The sequence below is a fragment of the Hyphomonas sp. genome, assembly GCF_036964145.1.
GTDB lineage: Bacteria > Pseudomonadota > Alphaproteobacteria > Caulobacterales > Hyphomonadaceae > Hyphomonas.
Genome location: NZ_JBALUC010000001.1, coordinates 394,704 through 408,940, shown reverse-complemented (window position 1 = coordinate 408,940; position 14,237 = coordinate 394,704). Strand labels below are relative to the sequence as shown.

The 14,237-nt window shown below is 62.1% G+C and carries 5 protein-coding genes; 1 reads left to right on the top strand and 4 read right to left on the bottom strand.

Annotated features, from left to right (window positions below; genetic code table 11):
* Positions 1-80 precede the first annotated feature (80 nt).
* Positions 81-755 carry a 4'-phosphopantetheinyl transferase family protein gene (locus tag V7660_RS02075; protein ID WP_335601461.1) on the top strand — a complete coding sequence of 225 codons (675 nt, stop codon included), beginning with the start codon at positions 81-83 and terminating at the stop codon, positions 753-755.
* On the opposite strand, the gene V7660_RS02070 is transcribed toward V7660_RS02075, so the two are convergent.
* The 4 genes from V7660_RS02070 to V7660_RS02055 form a co-directional block, all read right to left on the bottom strand.
* The gene (locus tag V7660_RS02070; RefSeq protein WP_335601460.1) at positions 752-6,856 is read right to left on the bottom strand and encodes a beta-ketoacyl synthase N-terminal-like domain-containing protein; all 6,105 of its coding nucleotides are present in this window, start codon (positions 6,854-6,856) and stop codon (positions 752-754) included. The two genes, V7660_RS02075 and V7660_RS02070, sit on opposite strands and share 4 nt — an antisense overlap.
* Positions 6,853-8,154 carry an SDR family NAD(P)-dependent oxidoreductase gene (locus V7660_RS02065; protein WP_335601459.1) on the bottom strand — a complete coding sequence of 434 codons (1,302 nt, stop codon included), beginning with the start codon at positions 8,152-8,154 and terminating at the stop codon, positions 6,853-6,855. The genes V7660_RS02070 and V7660_RS02065 overlap by 4 nt, the downstream gene beginning before the upstream one ends.
* Before the next feature lie 149 nt (positions 8,155-8,303).
* Positions 8,304-12,236: a beta-ketoacyl synthase N-terminal-like domain-containing protein gene (locus tag V7660_RS02060; RefSeq protein ID WP_335601458.1), complete on the bottom strand. Its 3,933-nt coding sequence runs from the start codon at positions 12,234-12,236 to the stop codon at positions 8,304-8,306.
* A gap of 27 nt (positions 12,237-12,263) precedes the next feature.
* Entirely contained in the window at positions 12,264-13,781 is a 1,518-nt protein-coding gene (locus V7660_RS02055) for a PfaD family polyunsaturated fatty acid/polyketide biosynthesis protein (RefSeq protein ID WP_335601457.1), read from the bottom strand.
* Between the last annotated feature and the right edge of the window lie 456 nt (positions 13,782-14,237).

Sequence of the window (14,237 nt, the reverse complement as noted above, 5' to 3'; positions counted from 1 at the left end):
GTGCATATTCTTGGCTGCAGAGGGGTTCATCCTCTCTCCGCTTCACGCCGAACCGGCATATCTATTGCAGCCCATCTCACATGACCCAGATCCCCTTCCCTTCACCCCAATCCGGGGCGCAATTGTGGCCCGACCTGGCGGCTTGGGTGCTGGACCATTCGGTGGCGCCGCAGCCGCCTTCGCCTCTGACGGGCGCAGAGCAGGCCCGCCTCGAAAAGCTGGTCCACCCCACGAAGCGCACCAATCTTGAGCGGTCTTTCCGAGCGGTGCGCGCCGGGCTTTCCGACCATCTCGAACGTCAATCGGCGGAGATCATCATCGAACATGATGCCTTGGGCGCTCCTTTTCTTTCCTCTGATCCGGACATGTGCCTTTCCATATCCCGCACGGAAGGCTGGTCCGCCTTTGCGCTCTCCCATGAGGCAGCGATCGGGATAGACATAGAGCGAGTCCGTTCCATAGATTGGCACCAGATGGTATCGATGGTTTGCGCACCGTCAGAATCCAGCTTGTTGAGCCAGCTTGAAGACGGCGTCGCCCTCCTCCCCTTCTACCGTATCTGGACGGCGAAGGAGGCCATCATGAAAGCCGCCGGACAGGGCTTCCGGATGGGCGCGCGCCGCATCGACCTGCCAGAGCGTTTCATAATGGGCGAAACGGTCCACGCAGAGGTTCAGGCTCCAGACCACGCCTTCACGATCTCTTGTTCCCTTCATGGGGAAATCATGGTCGGCCTTGCGCTCGAAACCGGCTAGCCGCGATCAACAAGGGCGAGGCTGTATGGTCCGACTTCGTAGACCCGCAACCCATCCCGCCACAGGCTGCCCCGCGCAGTGACCAACCAGCCCTTGTCGCGTTCCTCTATGGAAACAATCTCCATCACGGTAACGACTTCTTTCTTGTCCGGCGTCACCTGTCCGCGATAGCTCCATTTGAACGGCGCGCCGGTCGCAATGGTTTCAAAGTGCGGGTCGCTCATGCCCTCATCCAGTCCCTTGAGCAGAATGGCGCGCGCCAGCAATTGCGCGAGCGCATCAAGGCCGAGCGACCCCGGCTGGACCGGGTCCTGATAGAAGTGCGCCTTGAAGTACCACGCATTCGGATCAACTGCCTGGCGGCCCCGGATCAGGCCGAGCCCGGCCTCTCCACCGGTCGGGTTGAAATAGTCGACCGTGTCCAGCATGCGCATCTTGCCGCCTGCAAGGCGCTTTTCAATCTGGCGCGTCTTCACTTTTTCGCCCGGCAGGTCGAACGCAGCGGAGAAATGTGGCTTGGCCGACAGGCCGGCCTGACGCACGAGCGCGGCAGCTGGGAAAAAGCCGAACTGGGTTGTCAGGTCCAGCACCGGTTCGCCAGAGGCTAGCGTGACCACAACGCTGAAGGTCACAATGGTCATCGGCCCGACACGGGAGAAGGCCGTCAGCTCGCTTTCAACAACCATCGTCCCATCGCCCGGGCGAAGCTCACGATGCAGGACACCATCGCCTTCGAGATTGCGGAATTTCAGGCTACCGGACAAGGCAAAACCGCAATGGCTGGCAAGCCACCCACACGGCTGCAGCGCGATCTCCGACAGGACGGCGAAGGGCATGGCCCCATTCCGGTTGTCCTCGAAATACCAGGCATCCGCTGGAATGTCGTATTCGGCGCGAACCTTTGCGCCAACTTCCTGCACGCCCGGCCGTGTGGACACTTCGATAACCCGCGTCATCATGTGATATGGCTCTTGCGGCAAACGGGGCACGATGCCTTCGGTATCGAACCGGTCATACATTGCGCCAAAGGCCGCCGACGGCGCGCCATTGGCGCAATCGAGCAATGCGGCGTGGTCGCCCCGACTCTCGCCCATCGGGCCCGTCCGGATCGGCGTGTCGGCGATGCGTGGCGCGGGCCAATCGCGGCGCAGGCGCAGGCCGAAGCGCGGACAGTAGAACACCTTCTTGCCATCACTGCTTGCCAGAAGGGACGCGTAGATTTCCGGGGTTTCTCCATCAATGATCTCATCGATGAAGACCTCATAGGTCACGTCGTGATCCGTGTCCGGAATGACCTGCCCCCGGCAGACGAATTGCGCCATATGGCCCGGCATCGGTTCGAAGACATACCCGTCACGTTCGGTCAGCAGGCCGGCGGCCGCTGCGTAGAATTCCAGTGTCTGCACGGCGGCCTCAGCCATCAGCGTCCCCGGCATGCAGGGGTCATTATGGAAATGCCCCTCATAGAACCAGGCATCGACCGGCACATGCGCGCGGGCTTTCAAATACCCCCTGCCCCACGGTCCGCCATTGGGGTCAAAGGCTTCGACATCATCGAAGAGGGCCAGCCTGTCGTCCGGCAGGCGGATCGGACGTGACTGCGCGGCCGCCAGTTCGAACCCGTCGCCAAAGCACGCCCAGGCATTGCCGTCCCGGTAAGCGTCCAGATCCCTGGCACTGAAAGCTCGCTTCCGGCTCGCGCCCTCGGCGGCAAATGGCGCGGGGCCTGCGGTAGGCGGTGCATCCTTGGCGGGGTCCCACATGACGCCCTTGCCGGAGGCAAGTTCGTCATCGCTGAAGAAGCCGGCCTGACCGTTTCGCACGGAAAAGACGCGGCGGTCTCCCGCCATACAATCATACTGGAAGAAGAACATGCGGACACCTGCGAGTGTCGCGTGCCCGGTGATCTCGATCTGGAAGCGCAGCGTCTCGCCCGGCTCCGGCAGGCCGCCCTCATGGAAGGTGATCTCACACCCCAGAAGGCGATAGACGCGGTCATCCTGGTTCTTGAAGTCGGCGCCCATCCAGCCGATCAGGGTCAGGTCGGCCTGCCCGCTTTCGATCAGCGGTCCAGGGCGGATGCGACCGTCATGGATAAACCATTGATCGGGCTTCAAATCCGTCTCGGTCCAGATGATGCCGGTACTCTCGACCCCGGCCTCGGCATCGATGCCAGTGATCCGGTCGACAAGCAGTAGCGGCGGCGCTGGCAGGCGCACCTGACGGGCATATTGGTCCTGCGGTTTGAATGCGGCGCCGAAGAAGTCAGACATCTTCTCACGCGCGGATTTCTCGATCTCGGGATAGTTCCAGTGCGGTCCTGCGGGTGATCGCGGCAGAAGTGGCTCTGTTCCAGCAGTCACCTTGCGCGGCGCGGGCAGCGGACGGTCTGCCGGCGGCGCGGGGAATGGCACCGGCGTGGTGCTGGTTTTTGAATGGCATGGCGCAGGATAACTTACAGTGTCCAAAGTCGGCGCAACCGGCATCCGGGCCGCAGGGGTCAGGGACGGAACAATAGGCATGTCGTAAGGAACATCCCGTGTCAGCGCCCAAGGCGCAGGCCGCACGGTCCTGTTGCGCCTCGCGGCCTCCAGCGCTGCTGCAACGGGCTTCATCTTCGGCGCGCGTCCATCTGCGAACAGGAAGGCGGCAAGGTCGGCGACCTGTGCCAAGTCCGCTGTTTCAATACGGTCGGTGGCGACCGCCTTGTAGTCCTTGCCTTCAAGGATATTTCCAAGTGCGGCGGTCAGCGTGTCGCGCGGGCCAAGCTCCACGAAAGTGCGCACGCCATCTTTCCATGCCTGTTCGACCGTAGGCGGAAAATCAACCGTATCGACGGCCTGCCGGGTCAGCATATCTGCCGAGGTTTCGCTGGTCGGCTCATAGGCGGCATTGATGGCATTGGCGTAGAGGCGCACCCCGCCCCCATCATGCATCTTGCGCGTATGCAGCTTGCGCCACGTCTCCGCGAAGGGCTGCATGGCCTTGGCATGCACAATCAGATGCTGGTGCATCTTTGCGCCGCTGCCGGGCCCTAGAGATTCGCAGATCTTGCGGCAGGCCTCAGCCGGGCCGCCGATCATGCAGTCTGTTCGCGAATAGATGATCGTGATCTCGACGCCGGTATGTTTGGCGACTTCACGCTTAACGGCATCAACCGGCGCCTGGACACGCCAATTGGTCCAGTCCGCCGGAACGTTCGGGCCCCACGCCTCTTTTGCCGTTTCGAACTCGCCGCCGATATGACGCTCATACATGGCGGCATCGGAAATCTCGTCCAGCAGAGCGCCGGGATCTCGCCAGAAGCCAAAAGCGAACAGGGCATTGCTCTCGCCAAGGGACAGGCCGAGCGCCGCATCCGGCTTGAGACCGAGAATGTCCAGCAACAGAATTGCGTGTGCCTGGCTCATCAGCGTGCCAGCGCACAATTGTTCGAATTCCGTCAGGCTGGCCTTGGCGAGCAGCGGGGCGATCTCGTCCGCTTTGTCGAGCTTGGCGAGACGCTGGCGCAATTCCGGGAAGGCCGAGAGCAGACCACGTCCCATGCGGGGATAGACGGCCGCAGATCCAGTGAACATGAAGGCGAGTTCGCCCTCAGGCTTGCCTTCGCCATAGTGGACGCCGTCTCCGACAGGGGCTTTGCCCTGCTCCAGCATCTGCTGCGCAGAATCCAACTGTTCAGCGAGCGCTTCCACAGTAGGTGCAACCATCGCAATACGGCATTTGCCCCTGCCCCCGGTCTTGCCTGAGGCCATGCGCGCGGCGAGCGTCGCTTTGTCTTTTGCCGAGGCCCAGAACAGGAAGGGTGTCGGCCGCAGCGCGTCCGGTATGGGCACCGCGTCCGCAGGATGGAATGCGACGGAGCCAGCGGTGTTGAGCGGCGTCGCTTCAACTGAGATGTCGACCGGACGAGAGGTTTCCCGGATGTCCGGCACCGCACCTTCCGCCGTCAGCACGTGTCCTCGTGCGCAGAGCTGCGCTTGCAGGGCCAGTTCGAATACGACCGAAGCGCAGGGAGCCGTGCCGAATACGCGATTTATGATGCCTGCGTCGGATTCCCCGCCCTTTGCCCAGTCGACGTCATGGACAGATCCAAAAATCCGGTCCGATGCGGCTTCAGCGTCTTGTTTCCGCTTCAGGACAATGGCCGCAGCCTGGTCGCCAGGTTGCACTGTGATGCCGATGTCTGCGAGTGCGGCTGCACGGACCGGTTCGGTGGCAAAATCGGCCGCCGCGACGATGGCCATATCCAGCTGGCCCAAGCGCAGCGCTTCGATGGCGAGATCCAGCGCGGCAAGGCCGGATGCCGCCTCGGCAGATACCGCGAAACCCATGCCCTGGAAATCATGCGCATAGGTCACGCGATTGGCGGTCATGTTCGCCATGGCACCGAGAACGGTTGCTGCCTGAAGCGGTGGTGCGATGCGGGCCTGCGCAGTGGCAAGCTCCGCAGAGTTCGGAGGGAATCCTGCCAGAGATGCCAAGCGTTCTCTCAGCAACCACCGCGCCGAATCCGACGCACAGCCCATGGCGGTGAAGATGCCCACCCGGTCGGACGCTACGGGCGCGACCGATTGCAGGGCTTCTTCCACCACATCGACAATGGCGAGTTGCTGTGGTTCCGCCTCAAGCAAATCCGTAGGCGGCGTCCGCGCGGTCTTCGGATCCGCACCCACCTTGCGGCACGGCGCCGAAGGTTTCAGCGGCTGGTTCATGATCCGACGCGTGACAGCATCTGCGCCCCTGTCGGAACCAGCAAGCAGGCCTGTTCCGCAGATCACAATGTTCTGTTTCGACACTTGGCTGGCCTGGATTTCCACAGCGTCCGATCCCGGATCATACTGATCGAGGACCAGATGCGCATTGTTGCCACCGAAACCGAAATTGCTGATAGCTGCGCGGCGGAGCCCGTGACGCGGCTCCCACGGCGCGGCCTCCCCCAGAACTTTCATACCGTTCCGGCCGGCAACTTCGATCAGGTCACCTCTGATCGGTGTAGGCGGCAGGGCTTCGCGCTTGAACGCTTCGGTCAGCTTGAGCAGGCTGGCAAGGCCCGCCGCCGTGATAAGATGCCCGGTATTGGCTTTCAGGGACCCGATGGCGAGATTTTCATTGCCTACGAACATGTCCGCCGATGCCTGCACCTCGACACCATCACCGGTCGGCGTGCCGGTGGCGTGGCATTCCAGATAGGACACGCTCTTCGGATCGACACCGGCCATTCCGTATGCGCGCGTCATGGCTTCAGTCTGACCCTCGCCGGACGGGGCGAGCAAACCCTTGCGCCGACCATCATTCGAGAGGCCGATGCCCCGGATCACGCCATGGACGACATCCTTCTTCTTCACATCGGACAGGCGCTTCAGGACAACCGAGACGGCGCCTTCGGAGGGAATGAGGCCATCTGCGCCCTTCACGAACGGGCGTGACTGGCCGGTCGGGCTCAGCGCCTTCAGTGCGTCGAACCCAATGTGGAGGATCAGATTGTCGGCCGCATTGACGCCGACGACGACGGCGCAATCAATGGCCTGCGATTGAAGGCGTCGACAGGCGATCTCCAGCGCATAGAGCGACGATGCGCACGCCGCATCAAGCGAGAAAGCTGGGCCGGACAGACCGAGCGCCTGAGCGATCAAATGCGGCGGCAGAGAAGAATTGAAAGGTGCGAGCGGGTCAGCAGAACCCTGCCCTGCCCAATGGCGAGCGGCATAATCCGCATGCCCAGCGCTTGGATAGGAGAGGTTCGCGACGAAGACACCTGCCCGGCCCTTGCGGACCTTGGGCTTGCGCGCATCGGTCCACGCTTCTATCGCCGCGTACAGGGACCAGGCGCAAACCGGGTCGACCTTGGCAGCCGCGCGCCACTCTTCCGGGATACGCGCCTCGTCGAAAACATGTTCGAATCCCTGAACCGTACCGGACACATAGTTTCGAGAGGCTACGTCTGCTTCCGAAAGCCCAAGCCGGTCAGCTGGTACCGGGCCGTAGACCACGCACTTGTCAAAGACGAGATCGCCAAGCTCCGCCGGGCTCATGGCCCCCGGCAGCACGCAGCCCTGACCGACAATAGCAATCGGCTCAAATCGGCAATCGCTTGTCATCCTGCCCACTCATCCCCGATCAATAGTTCGATGTCCTGCTTGTCTCCCTGAAGAATCTGGTCGGCAAAGATGCGTGCACCATCCTGAAGGCCAATCAGCGAAATGCCGCGTGTTGCGAAATGTCCCGCCAATGTTGCGTCAACCATCCCGCCATCCCACGGGCCCCAGCAGAAACTCTTGACGGTCGCAGCTGGCAGTTGCCCTGCGAGCTTTCGCGCGACGGCACTGAGCCATGCATTGGCCATCGCATAGTCGCTCTGGCCCGTATTGCCGAAGATGGCGGACGCGGACGAAAACAGACCGACATGGCGCAGCTGGGAAAGGTCTATGGCGGCGAGCAGGTTTGCCAGACCCTCAACCTTCGGCCCGAAGACATATTCCACATCGTCTCGCGTCTTCTTCAAGGCAAGCCCGTCTGCCAGTACCCCTGCCCCATGCACGAGGCCGGTAATCGGTCCGTATTCAGCCGTAATCTGCTGGGCGGTAGCGACAATGCTGTCACGGTCAGACATGTCTACCTGAAGGTAGACAGCCCGCGCCCCGGCCGCCGCGATGGTGCCCAGCGTGTGACGAATCTCCTGCCCTGCCAGCAGCGCGCGCGCCTGGCGATCAATGTCCGGCAAGGCAGGTTTTTCACCGCGCGCCTTGGCTCCGGAGATCAGCGCACCCCGGAGGAGCTTCATGTCGGTCGCTGGTTGCAATCCTTCTGGCCAGGGCGTGATGCCAGACCGGCCCGCAAGAACAAAGGTCGACCCCGCTTGCCGACGCGCCAGTTCGGATGCGCAGGCTGCGGTCACACCGCGCGCCCCGCCCGGTACGAACCAGACATTCGTATCTGCTGGAGTTGCCTGCACCAGCCCAGGTGCGGCACCGATCTCCATCACCGAAGCACCCGCCGCATCGAGATCTGCCTCGGGAGCATTGGAGGCGATCGCGCCAAGTACCAGTTCAGCCTGTGCGCTCAGCGACGCGCCAGCAGGAAGTGACCACGTTACTATGGACCGATCAGGCCACTCCTGACGAAGTGTGCGGGAGAGGCCTTTCAGACCGGAAGTGTGCGCAAAGTCGCCAGCGCCCGCATACTCCAAAATCACAATCCGAACACCGCTCGCATATAGCCGCTTGCAAAGGTCCAGAACCCGCCAGTGTCGTTCCGTTACCGGCAAATGCGAAAGGCCTTCGGTTACGATCACAGTTTGAACACCCTGAACGCTCTCGCCCAGAAGGCCCGCCTGAGCCCCTCGTCCGGTGAGCGCCTGAACCAATTCGGTTGCGATCTCCGATGCCCCAGCCGACACGGCAAACGGTCCCCATGCTGAAAGCTCCTGGGCGGCCACCAAGGGATGCGCGCGCCCAGGCGAGACTACCCGAACGGAACTCTCATAGGTGGGAACCGGACCGGCCGGCGGGCCGGGACGGGAGAGCGCAGCGGGCGCCCCGCCGCCCCTTACGCAAAAAAATCTGCGATGGCCCGGATGGTGCGAAGGTCTGCCAGCACTTCGGGATCGACTTCCGGCAATTCCGGATGCTGGTCGCGCAGGGCCGACAGGATTTCGACCTGCTTGATCGAGTCGACCCCAAGTTCTCCTTCGAGGTCCATGTCATCTTCGAGCATGTCTTCCGGATAGCCGGTCTTCTCCGCGATCAGGGCCCGGACCGTGTCGGCCGTTACGCCGCCATTGGACGAGGCCGCCACAGCCGCCGGAGGCGCACTCATTGCCGGTGCAGGCGCCGAGGCGACACCCGACGCGTCGATCATGCCCGCAATCGCGGCAATCGTGCGCAACTCCACGAGCTGTTCCGGATCAATCTCCGGCAGGCTTGGCATGCGTTCGCGCAGGGTCGACAGGATCTCGACCTGCTTGATCGAGTCGACGCCGAGTTCGCCTTCCAGATCCATGTCGGGTTCGAGCATGTCTTCCGGATAGCCAGTCTTCTCGGCGATGATGCCGCGGACCAGGCTGATGGAATCTCCCACTGATGCAGAGGGTACTGGAGCCGGGGCCACCACCGGAGCAGGCTGAACGGCCGGTTGCGGTTGAATTGGAGCCGGGACTGGTTGTGGCACAGGAGCAGTCATTGGCGCTGGCGCCACTGGCGCGGGCTCTACTTCACGATAGGCGCCATTCGGTTTCACATCCATGGCCGGGGGTTGCGGCTGTACCTGAGCCGCTGGCGCGGGAGCTGGCAAGGCGACGGGCGCCTGGGTACGTGCGGGCTCGAGGGGTGCCTGGCCCGCCATCTGTGCGGCCACGTTCAGGAAAGCCGAATGGGCCGTCGACATGGCAGACATGTAGTCGGCATGGCGCTGGGACACTTCCTGCATGATCCGCTCAGAGACCGTCGCAGCTGGCGCCACAGTAGAATGGGATTGCACGGCGTATTCCGGGCCTTTTGAGGATGTGTCTTGGGTCATGGGACTGCCTGTCTGTTCTGGAAGGACTTTGTGTTCCGGGCGTGGGGAAGAGAGCGCCTGGACGGGATTGCTGGTGGATTGAAATTGTGCGGCTGGGCGATCCTGCCCGGACGGCTTTTCCGGATTCGGCGGGGCACGGCCAGCCGCGCCATTCGCCGGAGGATAAGGCTTGTTGTAATTGCCGCCGGAAATCTTCACCGCGTGCTTGGAGGGGGCTGGCTTCGGAGGCTGAGCCGGAAGGTCGGCGAACAGGCCGGCATAGTCGAGGTCGATGCCCGAGACGCCGAGGGTGGCGATGGCCAGCAGGAACTGGTTCACGCCATTGCGGCGCTTGTGATCCAGTGAGACCGCAAGGTGGGGCTTGTCCGCCAGAATATGGCCCACCAGACCGGTGACCACGCCGCCCGGGCCGACTTCCACGAACACGCGTGCGCCCGCCGCGTACATCGCCTCAACCTGTTCGCGGAAGCGTACCGGCTGGATCAGCTGGTCAGAGATGAAGGCCGGAAGGTCGGCGACCTTGGCATCATATTTCTGCGCTGTGGCGTTCGCGAAGACGTCGAGTTTCGGAGCGCGTAATTTCTGCTTTGCGAGCACTTTGGCGAAGGGCGGAACCGCTTCGGCAACGATCTCGGAATGGAAGGCGGTTGCGACCGGCAGCATCCGCGCCTTCAAGCCGAGTGTCTCGCACTCTACTCGCGCCTGTTCCACAATGTCTTGCGCTCCCGACAGCACGACCTGGTCCGGGCCATTGTCATTGGCAAGAACGAGCCCCTGCCCGATCTTCTGCAATACCGGTGCAATTGTCGCGGAATCGGTCTGGACTGCCAGCATGGCGCCCTTGGTGTTGCCCGCCGCCTTGGCCATGAGCGCACCGCGCTCCGCAGCCACCGTGAGGGCCGTATCGGAATCCATGACGCCCGCCAGATGCAGCGCCATGATCTCGCCGAAGCTGTGGCCTGCGGCCATGTCTGCCTGCAAGCCGAGCTGTGACAGAAGGCCCAGCTGCGACAAGGCCACCGCTGCGATGGCCGGTTGGGCATGCTGCATTTCCGTTAGGGTCTGGGTCTGCGCGCCGAAATCGACCTGATCGAATGCCGCCGGCGGGAAGGACAATTTGTCGAGCCTCAGCTTGCCGGTGCGCTTGTGGCTGGCTGCCTGATCCCATACTGCCCGAGCCTCCGGGAACGCCATGGCCAGATCAGAGCCCATCCCGACATATTGGCTGCCCTGACCGGAGAACATGAAGGCGATCTTGCCATCCACGGGCGCATCGAGTGAGGCAAAGCAATCGGCCTTGAACGGACGAATGCCTACTTCCCCTGCCCGAATCTGGCTCGCCAGGCTTTCCGACTTGGTTTTGAGATCGTCTGCGGTTTCAGCAATGATCGCAGCCCGTGCTGGAGCTTTCGCTTCAAAGCCCGCATGTGTTTGTGAAGCGGCATGCGCCAGCGATGCGTCATCCATGCCCGATGCGCTGGCCTCGATTGCTGACGCCAGGGTGTCAGGCGAGTCCGCACTGAACAGGAACAGTTCTGCCGGGAATACCCGATACGGCCGCAGCGCGGTCTTGCCGACATATTCTTCCAGCGTCACATGGTAGTTGCTGCCCCCGAAGCCGAAAGAGCTTACCGATGCCCGGCGAGGGCGTTTCTTCGTCGTAATCCAAGGTCTCGCTTCGGTGTTCAGGTAGAAGACGCTGCTGTCCTTGATAACATCTGCAGGCTCCTCGACCTTGGCAGTGGGCGGAAGGATCTTCCGACTGAGCGCATTCACGACTTTGACAAGGCTGGCTGCGCCAGCGGCCGCCTTGGAGTGTCCCATTTGGGATTTGACGGATCCGAGCGCGCACCAGGGTTCGTCGGATTCAACATCACTAAAAACCAGGTGAAGGCCATCAAGTTCAGCCTTGTCGCCGGCCTTGGTGCCTGTGCCATGCCCTTCCATGAGGTCAATCGCGTCCGGACCATATCCAGCCTGATCATAGGCGCGTTTGAGCGCGCGGGCCTGACCTTCCGGAACCGGAGCATAGATCGCGGTGCCCTTGCCGTCGGAGCCGCCGCCCAGTCCCCGGATGACGGCATGGATGGTGTTACCGTCGCGCTCGGCATCTTCCAGTCGGCGCAGAGCCAGCATGCCGACGCCTTCTCCGAGCATGGTGCCATCAGCGGCATTCGAAAACGGCCGGCAATCGCCTGTCGGCGACAGAGCGGGCGTCTTGGAGAAGCACATATACATCAGGATGTCGTTCAGCGCGTCGACGCCGCCCGTCAGGACCGTATCGCTGTCTCCGGCGCGAAGTTCGTGCAGGGCAATGCTGAGCGCCGACAGGCTGGACGCGCATGCCGCGTCCGTGACCATGTTGCTGCCGCCGAGATCGAACCGGTTGGCGATCCGCCCGGCCACGACATTTCCAAGCAGGCCCGGGAATGTGGCTTCCTGCCACTCGACGTAGTGGTTCTCGATCCGCTCGGCGAGTTCAAGAACTTCGCTTTCGGGCAAGCCCGCTTCGCGCATTGCATTGACCCAGACCGGACGCTGCAGGCGGCCCGCCATATGAGCGGTCAGCTCTGTTGCGGACGCCACGCCGAGGATGACGCTGGTGCGGGATTTGTCGATCCGGCCTTCACTGTCCCGCTCGATATCCTGCAGCGTTGCATAGGCGGCGACCAGCGCAAGTAACTGCGCCGTGTCGGTCCCTTCCATCGTCTTGGGCGGGATGCCGAATGTCAGGGGATCGAAGGCAACCGGATCAATGAACCCACCGCGACGGCCATAGGTCTTGTCCTTGGCCAGCGGGTCGCTGTCATAATAATCTTCGACCAGCCAATGGCTCGCGGGCACGTCGGACAACAGGTCCCGCCCCTCAAACACATCGCGCCAGAAACCTGTGACATCTCCCCTACCCGGAAAGATCGCGCCCATGCCCACAATGGCAATCGGAATGGCAGCTTTTGAATTCATGATGTGCTGGCCTTGTCATTCATCATATCAGAGAAACTTTCGCGGCGTGTAAGAGAACGCTGTAGGCGGCACGGCAATGCCGCTGGCACGCATCTGTCCGGCGCGTGTCAGGCGCGCTGCGCCTTCCATCAAATTCAGGGCGATCTGGCGGATTGTGCGATTCTCGATGGGCTCCAGGAACGTGCCGGCGACCCATTCATTGAACGCCCCCTGCGCGGGGCCGCACCAGATCTGGTAGTCGGACACGCGGTCCGGCGCTCCATCCCGTGCCCATTGGGCGCCCATGAACAAGTATCGGCGCGCTACAAGAGCCAATCGCTTGTTACCATCGGTTGCGGCGCGGGCCGCCTCCTTTGGATTCGACCCCGTGATGAAGGCCCGCGTCTGCTCCCAGGCGCTCTGGAAGGATTCCCCGAGCACGCCTTCCAACCAGTCGCGATCTTTCTGGTCCATGGTTTCATAAGACGCGCCGGATTTGTAGAGCGCGTGCAGCTTGCGTGCCCGCATCGCAAACAGCGTGCCCCGCTTCAGCACCTGGACCTCAACGCCCTGCTCGAACATATCGGCCGCCGGGGCCATGCCGATATCTGCCGGGCCAGCCTTGGCCAGCAATTGCCGCGCAGGTTCGGACAGGCCGGATTCGACCGCCGCCTGGTTGATGGAGCCGGTCAGCACATAGGCTGCCCCCATCTGGAAGGCTGCCGCCACGCCGTGCGGCGTCGCGATACCGCCGCCGAGGCCTATTCGGATGGAATTGGCCTCGATCCCGGTTTCTGCCGCGACGCGGTCACGCGCGAGCGAGAGTGAAGAAAACAGAGGTGCCGCAGAGCGGTTGTCCGTGTGGCCGCCACTGTCGGCCTCAGCCGTAATATCGAGCGCTACAGGCACTTGCGCGGCCAGTTCAGCCTGTTCTGGCGTGATGCGACCCTCGGCCACCAGCGCCTTCAGGATCTTGTCCGGCGCTGGCTGCATGAACTGGGTGGCGACTTCCGCGCGCGAGACTTTGGCAAAGACATGGTTCGCGCGCGTTATGTGTCCCTCCGCGCTACGGGACAGCCCCTTCGCGGTATAACGGACAATTTCGGGCGACAGGCGCATATATGCTGAAGCCGAAACGCGACGGACGCCCATGGACAGGAACAAATCAACGACGCGTGCTTCATAGCCGGGCTGTTGAGGCGAATGGATCAGGTTTGCGCCCCAAGCCGTCTGGCCCGGCGCAATGCCTGCCTTGATCTCGCGCACCCCGTCTTCAATCGTCTCCGGCTTCAGACCAGCACTGCCATAGAATCCGACGCACCCCGCGCGAACGGCCTCAATGACCATTTTCGGTGTGGCGATGCCGCGGGCCATCTCGCCGACGACATAATTGAACCGGGCTCCGTGTGCCTGCGCAAACGCCGCGTCTCCGAGCCATTCGGGATATATCGCCGCCAAGGGGACAGAACGGGCGCCCTGCTCTTCCGTTCGGATGGATCCATCTCGAACGAATAGCCCCACATTCTCGCGAACGCGGTCCAGAACCTGATCCACCGACAGACTCATAAAGCCTTCCTGCTTACTGACCCCGAATTCTTCGAGGCTCCCACGCTACTCGCACATTTGAATGCAGGCGAGGGAACCGCACCTCCGAAGACGTGTCAAAACACTCAACTGCATTCTTGAGACAGCCGCAGCTCTCTCCCTCCGATTACCACTTTAAAGCAGTGATTTCAGAACGCAACTTGAAATAGAGTTTTTTTAAAATTCTATTTTTTGGTTAATTTTGTAGGAATTTGGCACATTCCCCCAATGCCACTCTATCTGCGTGCAAGGGCGAGACCACAGACGCTCCCTTTCTTCACCATAGAAATGCCACGAAATCAGGTTTTTGAGGCGACATCGGTCAGTTTGGGGAACTATTAAGTCATCCTAGCGTCCCGATCTGGGACTACCTAGTGAGCCGATAGCTATCGTCCACATGGCTCGCGTGTTAGGGGACCAAAAACTGCCGCCCCCGAG